Origin of the sequence: Nocardia sp. NPDC049220 (assembly GCF_040647855.1) — a bacterium.
Lineage (GTDB): Bacteria > Actinomycetota > Actinomycetes > Mycobacteriales > Mycobacteriaceae > Nocardia.
This window is the reverse complement of the sequence record NZ_JBEZDA010000003.1, coordinates 437738-457958: the sequence shown is the minus strand read 5'-3', so window position 1 is coordinate 457958 and position 20221 is coordinate 437738. Positions and strand designations below refer to the sequence as shown.

Below are 20221 nucleotides of genomic sequence, written 5' to 3'. Positions count from 1 at the left end.
CCCCGACCGATCGCAGTGAGTTACCGCGCGCGGCGCGCGGCGAGCGCGGCATCTCGATCGACTCGGGAAGTCGCCCGAACCATTCAGACCGCCGGTGGCGCCTCCCGCGGCGGTTCGAGCAGACCCGCGAGTTGTGGACCGATCTCGGCGAGAGCCTCGGGGGAAGCCATCTGTTGATGGTTCGCCTCGATCGGCCGATCGACGATATCGCCCGCTACGTAAGGCCGCCAGCGGGTCGCTGCCGCCCGGAGATCCGCTGCGGTCTGCCCGGGGCCGCCGATGCCTGCGCTGAAGTACTCGAGTGTGCCGTGGTACACCTCGGGGCGGTATTCGGCGATCAGTTCGACCGATCGCACCGCACTGCGATAGATCCCGCGCAGTCGCTCCTTGGTCAGCACGGCCAACTCGGGCGGAATCGACGCGTGCAACGAGTTCAGCGCCTCGTCACCGAGTTCATGGAGGTCACCGTCTTCGGAGATCGCGTCCGCGCCGATCCCGATCTCGGCCAAACCCTGGCGGATCGCCCCGCGGAAATCGGAGACATCCACATCCGGGTAGCTGTCCAACATGGCCAGCAACGCTACCTGTTCGCCGACCGCTTGCAGCTCGGTCGCCACCGCATGGGCCACGACCCCGCCCAACGACCAGCCGAGCAACCGGTATGGTCCGGCAGGCTGCACCGCCCGAATCTCGGCGACGTAGCGACGGGCCATCTCGGTGAGCGATTCGGGCAAATAGCCTTCCTCCGACAAGGCAGGTGACTGGATGCCGAGAATGGGCTGCTCGGGCGGCAGGAACTGGGCCAGACCCACATAGCTCCACGACAATCCGTACATCGGATGCAAGCAGAACAGCGGATCCGCTGTCCCTTCGGCCCGGATCGGCAGCAGCACCCCGAGCCCGTCGTCGGAACCGGGGCCGAAATCGTAGCCCTGCGCCAGCGCCGTCTCGATCCGTCGGCTCAGGCCCGCCACGGTGGAATCGGTGAAGAACCACTGCACTCGGACCTCGGCGCCGGTCACGCGGCGCAATCGGCTGACCGCCTGCGTCGCGATGAGGGAATTACCGCCGAGACCGAAGAAGTCGTCGTCAAGACCTACCTCCGCGACGCCGAGTACCTCGCCGAATACCCCGGCCACACGCTGTTCCAGCGCGGTGGCCGGTGCCCGGAACCGTGCCTGCTCGAGCACGGGCTTCGGTAGCGACGCGCGGTCGAGTTTGCCGTTCGCCGTCAAGGGAAGCGCACTCAGTTCGATGATCGTGGCGGGCACCATGTACGACGGCAACTGCGCCGCGAGCACCGCGCCGAGCTGCTGGGTATCGGTTTCGCCGTGCGTGACGACGTAGGCGACGAGGCGATCCCCCGCGCTCGGATCCGTATGGGCGACAACCACGGCGGCTGTGACTTCGTCTTGGCGCAGTAGCGCGGCCTCGATCTCACCGAGTTCGATTCGGAATCCACGAATCTTCACCTGGAAGTCCGTGCGGCCTCGGTATTCCAGAACACCGTGTTCGGGTTGTTCGGTGACACGGGTGTGCGCGCCGCGAACGACCTGCCACGCCACCAGGTCACCGGTTCGATACATCCGGGTGCCGTGCCCGAACGGGTTGGCCACGAAACGATCCGCCGACAGATCCGGCCGACCGAAATACCCGCGCGCCAACTGGGCCCCGGCCAGATACAACTCGCCGGAGACGCCGGCCGGCACCGGCCGCAATCGTGCGTCCAAGACGAACACCTGGCTGTTCCACTCCGGCGCACCGATCGGTACCGAAACCACATCGGTCCCGGTCACTCGATGACTCGTGATGGACACCGCGGCCTCGGTGGGACCGTACAGGTTGTACAGTGCCACCTCCGGATTCGCGGACCGGAAACGCTGTGCCGTCGCGGCGGGCAACGCCTCACCGATGGCAAGCACTTGCCGCAAGGACGCTGGCAAGCGCGAGTCCGAGTCGATGAGTAATGCGTCGAGCATCGCGGGCACTGTGTGCAGGGTGGTCACCTCGGTGTTGCGGAGGAGGCTGTTCAGGTACGACGGATCACGATGCCCCTCCGGCGTCGCGATCACCAGTCGTCCGCCGGATACCGCGGCGGACCAGAACTCCCACACCGACAGGTCGAACGTCGCCGCCGTCTTCAACAACACCGCGTCGTCGGATCCCAACCCGAACTCGGCCCGCTTCCACAGCAACTGGTTGACGATCGCACCGTGCGAGAGGGCGACACCCTTCGGGCGGCCGGTCGAGCCCGAGGTGAAAATCACGTACGCCGTGTTGGCCGCTGTGAGTTCGCCACGACGTTCGGTGGCGCCGATCGGCTCGTCGCCGTACTCGGACAGATCGAGGTCGTCGATACATACCACCTCGGGCGCCGAACCCCGTCGATCCCGGATGACAGGCGCCGCGTCCACGACATCGGCGTGCGCGCCCTCGACCACGGCGTCGGCGTCGGCGGTGTCGAATCCGTCGCGGCTCGTGGTCAGCACGCAAGCCGGGGCGCTACCGGCGAGGATGTACTCGGTGCGGTCCATCGGATGATTCGGATCGATCGGCACATACGCGCCACCGGCCTTGACGACCGCGTACATGGCGACAACAAGATCGACCGAGCGGCCGATAGCCAGCGCGACCCGCGATTCCGGGCCGATACCTCGCGAAATCAGGTACCTGGCAAGACGGTTGACCCGCCGGTCGAGTTCGGCGTAGGTCAGGGTCAGCGTGGCCACGCCACCCCCCGACTCATCGGCGGCGACCGCGATGGCATCCGGCGTGGCCGCCACCGATGCCTCGAGTAGCGTCACCAAGGTCGCCGACTCCGGCACGGGGTGATCGGTGGCGTTGGGAGCCGACACCAACGCGGTCAGTTCGGTCTCGGCCAGCCACGGCAGGTCGCCGACCGGCACCAGGGAATCCGCCACGACGGCGCGGATGATCCGCGACAGTCGATCGATGAAGTCCTGTGCCGTTTCCCGATCGAACATGTCCGTGGCGTAGGTCATGAAACCACCTATGCCCGCAGGGTTTCCATCCTCGTCGTAGCCGTCGGCCACAATCAGATGCAGGTCGAACTGCGAGAGTTGCGTGTCGATGCCGAACGACTCGACCGAAAGACCCGACAGTTCCAGGGTGGCTCTGGCCAAGTTCTGGAACGACAGGCCCACCTGGAACAGCGGGTGCCGTGCGGTCGAGCGAACCGGGTTCAGCACCTCCACGAGTCGTTCGAACGGAACGTCGGCATTCGCGAAGGCCCGGACGTCCGTCTCGCGCTGGCGGGCAAGCAGATCCGCGAACGACAGCATGGAATCGACCCGACTCCGCAAGACCAGCGTGTTGACGAACATGCCGATCAGCTCGTCCAGGACGGCCTCGCCGCGCCCTGCGATCGGGGTGCCGATCGCGATGTCCTCGGTGCCCGACAGCCGGGACAACAGCACAGCGAACGCGGTGTGCACCACCATGAACAAGGTGGCGCCCTCGGCCCGCGCCAGCTCGATCAACGCTCGGTGGGTGTCCGCGTCGATGTGCACGTCGACCTTGCCACCGGCGAACGACTGGACCGGCGGGCGCGGTCGATCCGACGGCAGTTCCAGCTGATCCGGCAACCCCGCCAACGCCGCCCGCCAGTAAGCGACCTGCTCGGCCGCGAGCGAACCCGTGTCATCCTCACTGCCGAGCAGTTCACGTTGCCAGACACTGAAATCGGCGTACTGCACCGGCAACGGCGCCCAGTTCGGCGCGGCGCCGGTCGAGCGCGCCGCGTAGGCCGTCATCAGATCACGCGTCAGCGGACCGACCGACCATCCGTCGGCACTGATGTGGTGTACGGCCATGGCCAACACATAGGCGCGTTCGGCTCCGGCGGCATCGATCTCGAAGAGCGCGACGCGCAACGGCACCTCGGTGGTGACGTCGAAGATGGTCGAGACCAATTCGACCACGGCGGACTCGATCTCGGCCGCGCCGACCGTCCGCACAACCAGGTCCGGAATCGCCTGCGCCGGCGGCAGAATGACCTGCGCCGGGCCATGGTCGGTCTGCGGATAGACGGTGCGCAGGATCTCGTGCCTGCCGACGACGTCACCGATGGCGGCGCGCAGTGCGGACACATCGAGGTCACCGGCCAGGCGGACCGCGACCGGCACGTTGTAGGCCGCCGATTCGGTGTCGAATTGGTTGAGGAACCACATGCGCTGCTGCGCGAGCGACAGCGGGATCTGTTCTACCACCGCATCGGGGTGCGCCGCCGATGGTCGGGGCCGTGCCACCAGCGCACGGCGCTGCTCACCGGCACCTGCCTGTTGTTCGACCTTCACCGCCAGCCCGGCCACCGTGGCGGCCTCGAACAACAACCGCACCGGCACCCGCGCGTCCAGCGCCGCACCCAACCGTGCCGCCACCTGCGTCGCCAGCAGCGAGTTGCCGCCGAGCGCGAAGAAATCGTCGTCGCGGCCGAGGTAGCGGGCGCCGTTGCGATCCTCGAGCCCGAGCACCTCGGCGAAGATGTCGGCGACGATCTGTTCGATCGGCGTGGTGGGCGCCCGGAAGACCGCTTTCTCGAAAACCGGCTCGGGCAGGGCTTTTCGATCGAGCTTGCCGACCGGGGTCAGCGGAATCTCGTCCAGTACCACGATCGCGGCCGGCACCATGTGCGGCGGCAGGATCCGCGCGGCATGGTCGGTGAGTTCTGCGGCATCGATGGACCGGCCCTGTGCGGCGAGCACATACGCCACCAGCGTTTTTCCACCGGCCGTGTCGCGGCCGAGGGTGACCGCGAACTCGACGTTCTCGTGCCTGCCGAGCACAGCGTCGATCTCGCCCAGTTCGATGCGGAATCCGCGGATCTTCACTTGGAAGTCGGAGCGGCCGACGTAGTCCAGTTCCCAATCCCCCAGCACCGAGCCGGAATCGCTTACCGTGTCGCCAGGTTCGGCGTGCCACCGCACCACGTCACCGGTCCGGTACATCCGAGTTCCCGGCGCACCCCACGGGTTCGCGACGAAACGTTCGGCGGTCAGACCCATGCGATGCTGGTAACCGCGGGCAAGCGCGCCACCGGCCAGATACAGTTCGCCCGCGACGCCGGGCGGAACCGGATTGAGTCGGGTATCCAGCACCAGCGCCGACATGCCGTGCACCGGCTTGCCGATGGTGATGTGCCGCCCCGCGGTCAAGGAGGCGTACGACGCGATGATCGTCGCCTCGGTCGGTCCGTACCCGTTGACGTATCGCCGTCCTGGCTGCCATTTGGCCAGCAGTTCGGGAGTCGTCGCATCGCCCGCGACCGACACGACTTCGAAATCGTCCAGACCGTCCGGCGCGACCGTCCCGAGCATCGCCGGCGTGATGACCGCATGCGTCACCGCTTCGGCCTGTAGCAGCTCGCCAAGATCCGAGCCGCCCAGCACAGCCGGCGGCACGACCACCAACGTCGCGCCGTTATAGAACGCGCACAACCATTCCAGTACCGACACGTCGAAGCTCGGCGAGCAGACATGCAGGAACCGGTGTTGTGCCTGGATGCCGTACAGCTCGGTCGCGTACTCGACCAAGCTGGCCAGCCCGGCGTGGGTGACGGTGACGCCCTTCGGCATACCCGTCGATCCCGACGTATAGATCACATACGCCGGATGCCGCATCGTCAGCGGCCTGCGCCGGTCCGCGTCGGTGACCGGCGTGGTGGCCTGGTCGGCCAACAAATCTTCGGTGGCGGGATCGTCGAGCACCAGCCACGCGACCTCGTCGGGCAACTGGTCGACGTACTCGGCGCCGGTGATCCCGATGACCGTCTTCGAGTCGGTCACCATGTGCCGCAACCGATCCGCCGGATATGCCGGGTCGATCGGGACGTACGCACCACCGGCCTTGGCCACCGCCCATACCGCGGCAACCATCTCATACGACCTCGAGAAGGACAGCGCGACCAGCTTTTCCGGGCCGACGCCACGGTCGATCAGCACCCGCGCCAACCTCGACGAGTACTCGTCGAGCTTGCGGTAGGTGATCGATCGGCCTCGATCGCGCACCGCGATGTGCCCCGGACTCGACTGCGCACCGCGGGTCAGCAGATCCGGAAGCAGTCCGGCCGACAACACCTCGTCACTGTGTACGCGGGTCAACGATGCATGTTCGGCGTCGGCCAACAGCGGCAGATCACCGACCGGACGGTGCGGTGCGGCGGCGATCGCAGCCAGGAGCCGGGTGAACCGCTCGGCCAGCAATCGCACCGTGGCTTCGTCGAAAAGATCACGGGCAAAAGAGAATTCGGCGAACATGCCCGCACCGCCGGCATTGTCGCCCGCCTCCCGGACGGTCAAGAACAGATCGAACTTCGCGGTCTCGACATCGAAATCGACCGCTTCGACCCGTAATCCGGGCAGCTCGAAGCCGGCCTGCGGGAGGTTCTCGAACGACAGCGCCACCTGGAACAGTGGATGCCGCGCGGTCGATCGCTCCGGGTTGAGGATTTCCACCAGCCGCTCGAACGGGATATCGGCGTGCCCGAAAGCCCGCAGGTCGGCGTCCTTGGTCCGCGCGAGCAACGCACTGAAGTCATCCGCACCCCGCACCTGCGTGCGCAACACCAGGGTGTTGACGAACATGCCGATGACATCGTCGAGTTCGGCCTCACCTCGACCGGCGACTGGCGTCCCGATGGCAATATCGCCGGTACCGGACATCCGGGCCAGAAACAGCGCCAGCGCGGCGTGCACGACCATGAACATGGTCGCGTTCTGCTCGCGAGCCAGTCGAACCAAGCCCGCGTGCACCGGCGAGTCGATCACGAAATCGATCTTGCCGCCGGCGAACGACTGCGCCACCGGGCGCGGCCGGTCGGCGGGCAGGTTGAGTTCGTCCGGGAGGCCGGCCAACGTGGCATGCCAGTAGTCCGCCTGCTCGGTGATCAGGCTCCGCGGATCGGCCTCCGAGCCGAGTACCTCGCGCTGCCAGACGCTGAAATCGGCGTATTGCACCGGCAACGGCGCCCACGCCGGCGCCGCACCGCCGCTGCGTGCGACGTAGGCCAGCATCAGATCACGAACGAGCGGCCGCATCGACCAGCCGTCCGCGCTGATGTGGTGAGCCACGAAAACCAAGACGTATTCCGATCCGCCGAGTTGGAACAGATCGGTGCGGAACGGAACTTCCACCGTGACGTCGAAACCGGCGGCGACGGCCCGCTGCACTTCCGTGCCGACGCGGTCCAACTCCAGCGACACAGGTGTCAGATCGACCGGCACCTCGCGTGGTTGCAGAATCCGTTGCACCGGTCCATCGGGCGTCTGCGGGTAGATGGTGCGCAGGATCTCGTGCCGCGCGACCATATCCGTGACAGCCGACTGCAACGCGGCGACGTCCAGTTCACCGGTCAATCGAATCGCAACGGGAATGTTGTTGACGGCGGAGGCGGTGTCGAATTGGTTGAGGAACCACATGCGCTGCTGCGCCAACGACAACGGAATTCGCTCCGGACGCGGACCCGCCACCAAGGCGCGACGCCCACCGGCCCCCGCATGCTGCTCCACCTTGACCGCAAGCCCCGCGACCGTCGACGCCTCGAACAACACCCGCACCGGAACACGCGCGTCCAAGGCAGCACCGATCCGCGCCGCGACCTGCGTCGCCAACAGCGAATTACCGCCGAGCGCGAAGAAATCATCATCCGCGCCCACCCGCTCGACACCGAGTACCTCGGCGAATACACCAGCGACGATCTCCTCGACCGGTGTCGACAGGGCACGGAACGCCCGAACCTCGAATTCCGGCTCCGGCAGCGCCTTCCGATCCACCTTGCCGTTGACATTGAGCGGCAACGCATCCAGAACCACGAAAGCCGACGGCACCATATAGGACGGCAGCCCGGCGCCCAGCTCGGACTTGACCTCCCCCACATCCACACCCGCGTCGACATCGGCAGCAACCAGGTACGCGACCAGCCGGTCACCGGTCCTCGGATCCGACTGTGCCACCACCACCGACTGCGCGATCCCGGGTAGCGCCAGCAACGCGGCCTCGATCTCACCCAACTCGATACGGAAACCCCGAATCTTCACCTGGAAGTCCGTGCGGCCTCGATACTCGAGTTCACCAACGCCATTCCAGGCCACCAGGTCACCCGTGCGATACATCCGGGTGCCGAACTGGAATGGATTGGCCACGAAACGATCCGCGGTCAGATCCGAACGACCGACATAGCCGCGCGCCAACTGCGCACCCGCGAGGTACAGCTCACCGGAAACGCCCTCCGGCACCGGCCGCAACCGTCCATCGAGGACGTAGACCTGGCTGTTCCATTCGGGCGCGCCGATCGACACCGACGCCGCATCACGCGGCGTGACACGGTGGCTGGTAATCGACACCGCCGCCTCGGTCGGGCCGTAGAGGTTGAACAGTTCGGTGCGCGAGTGCGCACGCAGCAACCGTTGCGCCAGCCCGCCCGGCAAAGCCTCGCCGATCGCGAGCACCCGCCACAGCGAGTCCGGCATTCCGGCGGTCAATAGCGCGTCCACCATGGACGGCACCGCATGCAGTGTGGTGACCCACTCACGGGCCATCAATTCGTTCAGGTAGGCGGGATCCCGGTGACCGTCCGGTGCGGCAATCACCAGGCGACCACCACACACCGCCGCCGACCAGAACTCCCATACCGACAGATCGAACGTCGCGGCCGTCTTCAACAACACCGCATCCGCGGCATCGAGACCGAACTCGACATGCTTCCACCGCAATTGGTTGGCGATCGCACCATGCGACACCGCGACACCCTTCGGGCGACCCGTCGAACCCGACGTGAAAATCACGTACGCCGTGTTCTGTGACCGCAACGGCGCCACACGATCGACATCGGTGACCACGGTGGCAGCCACCGCCGCCAAGTCGAGCTCGTCGATCCGCACCACCGGCGCGACATCCGTACCGAACCCGGCATCGGTGTTGGTCAGCACGCACACCGGCGCCGCGGTCTCGAGAATGTAAGCGGTCCGCTCGGCAGCCTGATCCGGATCGATCGGAACATACGCACCACCGGACTTCGCCACCGCGTACATGGCGACCACCAGATCCACCGACCGGCGAAGCGCGAGCGCCACCCGCGACTCCGGACCGACGCCCAACGAAATCAAATGTCGTGCGAGACGATTCACTCGCTCATCGAGTGCGCCGTAGGTCAGCTCTACCCGCCCGGCATCCGTCGGATCGTTCCAGACCAGCGCGACGGCCTTCGGGTCCGCGGCGACGGTGGCATCCAGCAGCGAAACCAATGTCGCCGACGACTCCACAGCGGCATCGGTCGCATTACGCCCGACGAGCAACTCCGCCCGCTCGACGGCGTCGAGCAATTCGATATCGCCCACCGCGATATCCGGCGTCGCAACGATCGCCCCGAGCAAACGAACGAACCGATCGACGAAGTTCGCTACCGTGCCCCGGTCGAACAGGTCGGTCGCGTAGGTGAAAATCCCACTGATGCCGCGGGGTTCGCCCGCATCACCATAGTGGTCGGTCGCGATCAGATGCAGGTCGAACTGTGACAGCGCGGTATCGATATCGAACCCGGCGACCGTGATGCCCGGCAACGCCAAACTCGTCCGTGCCAAGTTCTGGAAGGACAGTCCGACCTGGAACAAGGGGTGCCGTGCCGTAGACCGCACCGGGTTGAGTACCTCCACGAGCCGCTCGAACGGCACATCGGCATTCGCGAAGGCCGCCACGTCCCGTTCGCGCTGCCGGGCAAGCAGCTCGGTGAACGCCACGTGTCCGTCCACCCGCGTCCGGAACACCAGCGTGTTGACGAACATGCCGATCAGGTCGTCCAACACCGCCTCACCACGACCCGCCATCGGTGTCCCGATCGCGATGTCGTCGGCGCCGGACAACCGAGACAACAGCACGGCGAGCGCGGTGTGCACGACCATGAACAGCGTCGCACCCTCCGAGCGCGCCACCTCGAGCAACGCCCGATGGGTGGTCGCGTCGATCCGCATCTCCACCTTCCCGCCGGCGAAGGATTGCACCGCGGGACGCGCCCGATCCGACGGCAGATCCAATTGATCCGGCAACTCCGCCAATGCGGTTCGCCAATATCCGATCTGCTTGGCGGCCAACGACTCCGGGTCGTCCTCGCTGCCCAGCAGTTCACGCTGCCACATGCTGTAATCCGCGTACTGCACCGGCAACGGCGCCCAATTCGGCGCATCGCCCGCCGAACGAGCCGCATATGCCGCCATCAGATCCCGGGTCAAAGGGCCGACCGACGAGGCATCACAGGAAATGTGATGCACCACCATCGCCAGTACGTATTCGGCCGCCGCAGCGGCGCCGACGGAGTCCGCGACCAGCGTCGACGGCTCGGTCCCGGATTCCACGGATCGCGCCGGCGCGCCGGAAGCCGCGGTACCGTCGGCGATCCGGAACAAGGCTGCCCGTACCGGCACCTCGCTGGTCACATCGAAGATCGTCGACGTCAACGCCACCACGGCGGATTCGATATCCGCCGGCGTCACGACCTGCACGTCCAAGCGCGGCGCCGCCTGCCCCGGCGGCAGGACGACCTGCACCGGACCACCGTCGGTGTGCGGGTAGACGGTCCGCAGAATCTCGTGCCGGACCACGACATCCGACACGGCCTGCCGCAGCGCGGCGATGTCGAGTGCCCCGGTCAGCCGTACCGCGATCGGCACGTTGTAGGCCGCCGACTGGGTGTCGAATCGGTTGAGGAACCACATCCGCTGCTGCGCGAGAGACAACGGAATGCGCTCCGGGCGCGGACCCGCCACCAGCTCCCGGCGTCCGCCCGTTCCCGCGTGCTGCTCCACCCGTTGCGCCAGCCCCGCGACCGTGGACACCTCGAACAGTGTCCGCACCGGCACCTTCGCGTCCAACGCTCTACCGACGCGCGCCGCGACCTGGGTCGCCAGCAACGAATTGCCACCGAGCGCGAAGAAGTCGTCGTCGGCGCCGACGCGGTCGGCGCCGAGCACCTCCGCGAAGACGTCGGCGACGATCTCCTCGATCGGCGTCGACGGCGCACGGAACACCTTCGCCTCGAACTCCGGATCCGGCAACGCCTTTCGATCCAGTTTGCCATTGGCATTGAGCGGCAACGCATCCAGAACCACAAAGGCGTCCGGCACCATGTAGGACGGCAAACCGGTACTGAGCGCCGATTTGACTCGCGCGACGTCGACCGTTGTGTCGGCAGGCACCAGGTAGGCGACCAACCGATCACCGGTGTGCGGACTCGACTTGACGAGCACCGCGGTCTGAGCCACCTCCGACAGGGTCCGCAGCGCCGCCTCGACCTCGCCGAGTTCGATCCGGAAGCCGCGAATCTTCACCTGGAAGTCGGTACGGCCCCGATACTCCAACTCACCGTGACGATTCCATGCCACGAGGTCACCAGTCCGATACAGGCGCCTACCCGGCTCGAACGGATCGGCAACAAACCGATCCGCCGTCAAGTCGGCACGGTTCAGATAGCCGCGCGCCAACTGGGTACCGGCCAAATACAGTTCACCGGCTACGCCGACGGGCACCGGATGCAACCGGGCGTCCAGCACGTATACCCGGCTGTTCCATGCTGGAGCGCCGATCGGCACCGACGCCCGATCGGCCTCGCTCACCGGATGACTGGTGACGGACACCGCCGCCTCGGTCGGCCCATACAGATTGAACAGCGCGGCCTTCGGATTCGCGATCTGGAAGCGCTTCGCCGTCTCGGCGGGCAATGCCTCGCCGATCGCCAGCACCCGCCGCAGCGCGGAGGGCGGGGTGTCATTGTCCACGCCGGCGATCAACGCCTCGAGCATGGACGGCACCGCATGCAGTGTGGTCACCGATTCGCGGGCCATCAGCTCATTCAGGTACGCCGGATCACGATGCCCGTCGGGCGCCGCGATCACCAGCCGTCCCCGGCATACCACCGCCGACCAGAATTCCCACACCGACAGGTCGAACGTCGCCGCCGTCTTCAACAGCACCGCGTCGTCGTCCTCGAGACCGAACTCGAACGACTTCCACAGCAACTGGTTCACAATCGCGCCATGGGACACCGACACGCCCTTGGGACGACCGGTCGATCCCGACGTGAAGATCACATACGCCGTGTTCGCCGGCCGCAGCGGCGCCAACCGCTCGGCATCGGTGATCGCGGAACCGGAATGTTCGGTGGCCTCGGACCCGTCCACTCGCAGCACCGGCGCCGCGACGGATGCGAAGTCCGTCCGGGCGTCGGTCAGCAGACAGACCGGTGCCGCTGTCTCGAGGATGTAGGCCGTCCGCTCGGCGGGCTGATCCGGGTCCACCGGCACATAGGCGCCACCGGCCCGCGCCACCGCGTACATGGCCACGACCAGGTCTACCGACCGGCGCAACGCCAGCGCCACCCGTGATTCCGGGCCGACGCCTTCCGCGATCAGGTAGCGGGCCAGCCGGTTGACCCGATCGTCCAGCTGCGCGTAGGTCAGTTCTCGACGACCGTCGACCGTGTTCGGCTGGTCGGCCACCAGCGCGATCGCGTCCGGTGTCGCAGCGACGGCGGCATCCAACAATGTCACCAGCGTGGCGCTGCCGAGCAGCGCGGCAGGCTCGATCACGCGGTCGGTCGCGTTCCATTGCGACACCACTTCGAACCGCTGCACGGCATCGAGGATCTCGATGTCCCCAACCGGTATTGCCGCATCCGCCACCACCGCGGCCAGAATGCGCGAGAGCTGCTCGGCGAAACCCTGCACCGTGCCCGCGTCGAAAAGGTCCGTGGCGTAGGTGAAGTAGCCACCGATCCCCGCCGCGGCACCGGCCTCGTCGTAGGTGTCGGTCACGATCAGATGGAGATCGAACTGCGACACATTCAGATCCGCCTCAACCCCGGCAATCGCCAAGTCGGGCAACTCCAGCGTGGTCCGCGCCACATTCTGGAACGACAGACCCACCTGGAACAGCGGGTGGTGGGCGGTGGAGCGCCGCGGATTGAGCACCTCCACCAGCCGCTCGAACGGGATATCCGCATGCGCGAACGCCTGCAAATCGGTTTCCCGTTGCCGCGTCAACACATCGGTGAACGACTCACCACCCGACAACCGCGTGCGGAACACCACGGTATTGACGAACATCCCGATCAGGTCATCGAGTTCACGCTCCCCTCGACCCGCGACCGGTGTACCGACAGCGATATCGTCGGTACCGGACAATCGCGCGAGCAGCACCGCGAGCGCGGTGTGCACGACCATGAACAGGGTGGCCCCATTGGCGCGTGCCAGTCGCACGAGGCCGGCATGCGTGGTGGCATCCACCGACACTTCGACCCGAGCACCGGCCATCGATGCCACCGCCGGTCTGGGCCGGTCGGCGGGCAGTTCGAGCAGGTCGGGCAACTCGGCGAGGTGTTCGCGCCAGTACGCGATCTGTTGCGCGGCAATGGAGTCGGGATCGGATTCGGCGCCGAGTACGGCTCGCTGCCAGAGCGCATAGTCGGCGTACTGCACCGGCAGTGGCGTCCACGCCGGGACATGACCCGCGGTCCGCGCGGCATAGGCCACGGTCACATCGCGTACCAGCGGCCCCATCGACGAGGCGTCGGCCGCGATGTGATGGACCACGACAGCGAGCACGTACTCGGGTGGTGCGTCGACGGGGCCAGCGATCTGCCACACCCGGACCCGTACCGGCACCTCGGAGGTCACATCGAACGGCGTCGACGCCAGCGCGTACACCACCGCGGCGATCTTGGACTCGGTCACCCGTTGCGGCGTGACATGCAGTTCCACCTGTCCGGCCGACAGGACGACCTGCATGGGGCCATCCGTGCCTTCCGGGTACACGGTGCGCAGCACCTCGTGCCGTGCCACCACATCGCCGAGCGCCGCACCCAGTGCCGCGACATCGAGCGAGCCGGTGAGCCGAAGCGCGAACGGCAGGTTATACGCCGCCGACCCCAACGCCGCCGCAGCATCATCCTCGACCTGGTCGAACCGGTTGAGGAACCACATCCGCCGTTGTGCCAAGGACAACGGCAACCGCTCCGGCCGAACGAGACTGCCCAGTTCGACACCGCGACGGCCATGCGTCTGCGACTCGATCGCCGTCGCCAAATCCGTCACGGTCGGCGTCTCGAACAACGCCCGCACCGGAACCCGGGCGCCCACCGCGGCGCCCAAGCGCGCGACCACCTGCGTGGCGACGAGGGAATTGCCGCCGAGGGCGAAGAAATCATCATCGGCGCCGACGCGGACCAGTCCCAGCACGTCACCGAAGACTCCGGCTACGACCTCTTCCACCGGCGTCGCAGGGGCACGGAAGTCGCGGCTGACGAAGGCCGGATCCGGCAGTGCTCGACGATCGAGTTTTCCGCTCGAGTTCAACGGGAGAGCTTCCAGCGCGACGACCGTGGCCGGAACCATGTACGCCGGAAGAGTCGCACCGATCTTCGCCAGCAATTCCGCCGGCTCGATCGACTGCCCCGGAGCAGCAACCGCGTAGGCGACCAGCTGATCGCCCAGCGTCGACGGCGCGACCAGCGCCACCGCCTGACTCACCGAAGGCTGAGCCAGCAACGCTGTTTCGATCTCCCCCAGTTCGATCCGCTGTCCGCGAAATTTCACCTGGAAATCGGTGCGACCGAGATATTCGAGCCGGTGTGGCAGGTCTCCCGTCGCCGCACGCCACATCACCAGATCACCGGTCCGATACATCCGCCGACCGGGCTCGAACGGGTTGGCGACAAACCGATCCGCGGTCAGATCCGGGCGCCGCACGTACCCGCGGGCGAGTTGATCGCCCGCCAGATACAGCTCCCCCGCCACCCCGGCGGGCACCGGACGCAGCCGTGCGTCCAGGACGAAGACCTGGGTATTCCACTGCGGCTGCCCGATTGGCACCGACCGCTGATCCGCACCCCGAGCGGGCCAGTAGGTCACCGATACCGCGGCTTCGGTCGGTCCGTACAAGTTATGTACTCGAGCATCCGACACCGCGTGAATGGCAGCCACCGTCTCCGGCGGCAACGCCTCACCGATCACGAAGATATGCGCCAGACTCGCCACCGCGCCCACCGCGGTATGTGCGGCGAATACCGTCACCATCGATGGCACGAAATCGGTCACCGTCACCCGCTGTGCGGCGATGACGTCCGCGACATAGGCGGGATCGCGATGACCATCCGGTGTCGCCACCACCAATGTCGCCCCGACTCGCAACGGCATGAAGAAACCCCACAGCGACACATCGAAGGTCGTCGCGGTCTTCTGCAAATACACGTCGTCCGGACTCAACGGATATTCGGCCAGCATCCACTCGATCTGGTTGTGAATCGCCGCATGCGAAACCGCCACGCCCTTGGGCCGGCCGGTCGACCCCGAGGTGAAGATGACATACGCCGGGTGCTGCGGCAGGACCGGGCGTACCAGTTCCTCGGCGCGCACCGGTGCGCTATCGAAGGAATCCAGCGCCAGCAGGTCGAGATGAAGCAGCGTTGTGCCGGACGGGACCGGCACGGTGTCCGCGATCGTGGTCACCACACAGGCAGGCTGTGCCGTATCGAGAATATGGGCGATCCGGTCATCCGGATGATCCGGATCCAGCGGCACATACGCGCCACCGGCCGTCACGATCGCGTACATGCCGACAACCAGATCGACCGAACGCCGAATCGCCAACCCCACCAACGACTCGGCCCCGACACCCTGCGAAATCAGCAGCCGCGCGAGTCGATTGACGCGCTCGTCGAACTCCCGATAAGTAAGTTCGACACCCTCGTAAACGACCGCGACCGCGTCCGGATGCGCAAGCGCCGCCCGGCGATAACCATCGAGCAAAAGCTCGGCCGCCACCGGTTGACGGGTGTTGTTCCAGTCGGCCAGAATTCGATCGCGCTCAGCCGTCGCCAACAGGTCTATCTCGCCGACGACCTGTCCCGGATCTGTCGCCACCGCGGCGAGCAACCGTTCCAACCGCCAGGCGAACTGCGCGATCGACGATTCATCGAACAGGTCGGTGGCGTAGGTGAACATCGCCGACAATCCGGCGGCGACATCGTCGGCCCGGGGCGGAACCACGGTCAGCTGTAGATCGAATGTGGCGACCACGCCACCGAATTCGAGAGTGGACAGGGAAAGGCCGGGCAATTCCAACTGCGGGGAGTCCAGGTTCTGGAAGAACAGGGCGACCTGGAACAACGGGTGATGGGCTTGCGACCGAATCGGGTCGAGCACCTCGACCAGTCGCTCGAACGGCAACTCGTTGTGCGAGAACGCCGCCAGATCCGTTTCCTTGGTCGCCGCCAGCAACTCGGTGAACGAGGCGCCGAGATCGATCCGAGTCCGCAGGGCCAGCGTGTTGACGAACATACCGATCAGCTCGTCGAGTTCACGCTCGCCGCGGCCGGCGATCGGCGTGCCGATGACGACGTCGTCGGTACTCGACAACCGGCCGAGCAGTACCGCGAACGCGGCGTGCACCACCATGAACAAGGAAACACCTGTGCGGTGGGCCAGCTCGGTCAGTTCCGCATGCGTCTGCGCCGGAATCTCGAAGGAGAACGCCGCACCCCGACCGGAAGCGACCGGCGGTCGGGGCCGATCCGCGGGCAACTCGAGCCGGTCCGGGATACCATCCAACGCCGTACGCCAGTAGTCGATCTGGGTGGCAGCAAGCGATTCGGGATCGGCCTCGTCACCGAGGACCGCGCGCTGCCACACGGTGTAATCCGCGTATTGCACCGGCAAGGGCGCCCAACTCGGTGCGGCGCCGTCGACCCTGGCCAGATACGCGGTCATCAGATCCCGGATCATCGGCGCGACGGACGCGCCGTCGGCGGCGATGTGGTGGATCACGACGACAAGGACATGCTCGGTGTGGTCAGGATGATCCGTGGACTCCACGCTCCGCCTGATTTCGCCGAGGACAATCCGTAGCGGGACCTGTGCGGCCACGTCGAACCCGGCGGACGCGGCGTCGAGCAGCCAGTCCGCGAGATCCGCCTCGACCACCGACTGGGGCGTCAGTGTGGGAACCGCCTGCTCGGCAGACAGGATTTCCTGATATCCGACGCCGTCCGAGGCGGGATACACCGTGCGCAACGTCTCGTGCCGACCGATCAGATCGGCGACCGCCGCCTGCAAGGCCGCTACGTCCAATGCCCCGGACAGCCGGACGGCGAACGGGATATTGTTCGCCGCCGACACCGGGTCGAACTGATTGAGAAACCACATCCGCTGCTGGGCCAACGACAACGGAATCGGCGGTGGCGTCTCGCCGCCTGGCATACTCCCTGGCTCCGAACGCGGCACCAGCGCGCGGCGCCCGCCCCGGCCCTGGAGCGATTCCAGCCGCGCCGCGAGCACAGCGACCGTCGACGCGTCGAAGATCACCCGAGCCGGCATTCGCGTGTCGAGTGCCGAGCCGAGCCGAGCGATCACCTGGGTGGCGACCAGTGAATTGCCGCCCAGGTCGAAGAAATCGTCGTCCGCGCCCACCAAGCGGTCCGCACCCAGACCGAGCACTTCGGCGAAGGTAGACGCCACGAGCTGCTCGAGCGAAGTGGACGGTGCGCGGAATTCCCGTTCCTGGACAACTGGTTCGGGCAACGCGCGGCGATCCAGTTTGCCGTTCGCGTTCAACGGCAAAGCCGACAACACCACGATCGCCGCGGGCACCATATACGCCGGCAATCGCGCCGCAAGGTGCTCCCGCAACTGTGCTACCGACAACTGTTCGGCGCTGGCGTCCTCCGGTCGCCGCGCGGCGACGACGTAAGCGACCAGCTGATCACCCAGGTGTCCGCCCGACCTGATCATCGCCACGGACTGCGCTACCGAATCGTGCGCCGACAACGCCGATTCGATCTCACCCAACTCGATGCGCAGACCGCGCAGTTTGACTTGGAAGTCGGTGCGGCCGAGAAAGGTGAGCGAACCGGTAGCGTCACCGGAGACCAGGTCACCGGTGCGGTACATCCGGCTGCCCGGCGCACCGAACGGGTTGGCGACGAACCGATCCGCGGTCAAGTCGGCGCGACCGAGATAGCCGCGCGCCAACTGCATCCCCGCCAGGTACAACTCTCCCGCAACACCCGAAGGCACCGGATGCAGGCGCGAATCGAGCACATATGCCTGCGCATTACGCACCGGAAGGCCGATCGGAACCGCACCCGCGACGTCGGCGGCGACCGGTGCGTGTGTGGCGTGGACGGTGAATTCGGTCGGCCCGTACAGGTTGTGCAGCGCGGCCGAACTCACCCGACGGATCGCCTGGACGGCATCGGAAGTGAACGCCTCGCCCGCGACGAGCAGCACCCGCAGTGAGCCGAGCCCCTCGGCCTCCGCCGCATCGGCACTGTTCGCGAAAACGGTCAGCATCGACGGCACAAACGAGGTCATGGTGACGCGCTCGGACGCGATCACTTCGGCCAGATACTGCGGATCGCGATGCCCGTCCTGGCTGGCCACCACGATCCGACCACCGGCGGTCAGCGGAGCGAACAACTCCCACACCGACACATCGAAGGTCGCCGGCGTCTTGAACAACACCACATCATCGGCACCGATGCGGTACTCAGCGGTGATCCAGCGAATCTGGTTGACCACCGCGGCATGCGTAACCGCGACGCCCTTCGGGCGACCGGTCGAACCCGAAGTGAAAATCACATACGCGGGATGTGCCGGCCGCAGGGGAGCGATCCGCTCCCGATCGACCACCGGCTCGGCGGAATACGCGGACAACTCCAGCTCGTCCAGCGATAGCGTGGTCGCGCCCGCACCATCGAAATCATCGCCAGACCTGGTCAGCACACACACCGGGGACGCCGATTCGAGCACATACCGGATACGCTCTACCGGCTGATCGAGGTCGAGCGGAACATATCCGGCACCCGCCGCCTGCACCGCGTATGCGGCGACCACCAAATCCACCGAACGTCGGATACCCAGCGCGACAAGGGTTTCCGGACCGACGCCCGCGGCGATCAGCCGCCGCGCGAGCCGATGCACCCGGGTGCCGAGTTCGGCGTAGTTCAGAGACTCCCCACCGGCGACCGACCGGTCGACCACCGCGATCGCCTCCGGGGTCGCCGCCACCTGGGTGTCGAACAGGTCGACCACCGTAGCCGCAGCGGTCTCGACCGGCTCCGGCCCGCCGAAGAATTGACGGGTCAGACCATCCGCGATCGGTTGCACCCAACGCCGGGCCAAATCCGGCGGGTTCGTCTCACCGAGCGCGACAACAACGCGCAGCGCATTCAATCCGGCCGGATCCAGCGCAGCCAGTGCCGCGGGGGCCGCGAATACATGCGTCACATGCTCCTGGCGCAGCAATTGCGCCAACCGCACGTCGTCGAACCCGGTCGCCGACACAATCGTCGCCGCGCTGCTGATGGCCAGCATCAACTCGAGCACCGACTGATCGGAGGACGGTGCGACGAAGTGCAAGGTGCGCGCTTGCGCGGTCAGCTGATAACGCTCCCGTTGCTCCGCACCGAAACCGGCCAATCCGGCCTGCGCGACCACCGTCCGCTGCCGCTGTCCGATCGAACTCCGCGGATAAATCACATATGCCGGATGCTCGGGCTGCAACGCGCGCACCCGATCGATATGGGTCACCGCATCGGCCGGTTGCTCCGCGAGCACCCGCTCGAACTCCGGCGTGTCGACAACCAGCCACTCCACCGGTCCAGGCACCTGATCGCGCACCGCGGCGACGGTCAACCCGGACACCACGCCGGGATCGGACACGATCCGCGCGACCAAGTCCGGCGAATCACCGGGATCAACCGGCACGAACCCCGCACCGGTCTTGGCGACCGCCCACATCGCCACCACAGACGCGAGCGAGTGCGGCATACCGACCGCGACCAAGTCGTCGGGGCCGATGCCGCGGTCGATCAGCACCCGGGCCAGCCTCGTCGAGCGGGCATCCAGTTCGGCATAGCTCAGTCGCACCGCCGACCCACCCTCGACGGCGCTGTCGGGTCGCCGCGCAGGCTCCACGACCGCGACGCCGTCCGGATTCGTCTCCACCACCATCGCCAGCAACTGCGGCAAGGTGGTTACCCGCGGCCGCCGAGTCCGGGTGGGCCGCACACGTGCCGGGCGTGTCATGCACGTTCCCCGACGCCGGTCACGATGTACAGTTTGTCGGCCACCCGAACCAATGAAATTCCCTAACTATCTGCTTTAGCTGTTTCTCTGCCCAGGCGTCAGCACCACTATTCGCCGCCGCACACGATCGGCCT

The 20221-nt window shown here is 66.6% G+C and carries 1 protein-coding gene; it reads right to left on the bottom strand.

Going from position 1 to position 20221, the window contains the following annotated elements; genetic code table 11:
• Positions 1 to 83 precede the first annotated feature (83 nt).
• Positions 84 to 20087, bottom strand: a complete 20004-nt coding sequence (locus AB0C34_RS13560; RefSeq protein WP_357071040.1) for a non-ribosomal peptide synthase/polyketide synthase — start codon at positions 20085 to 20087, stop codon at positions 84 to 86.
• Between the last annotated feature and the right edge of the window lie 134 nt (positions 20088 to 20221).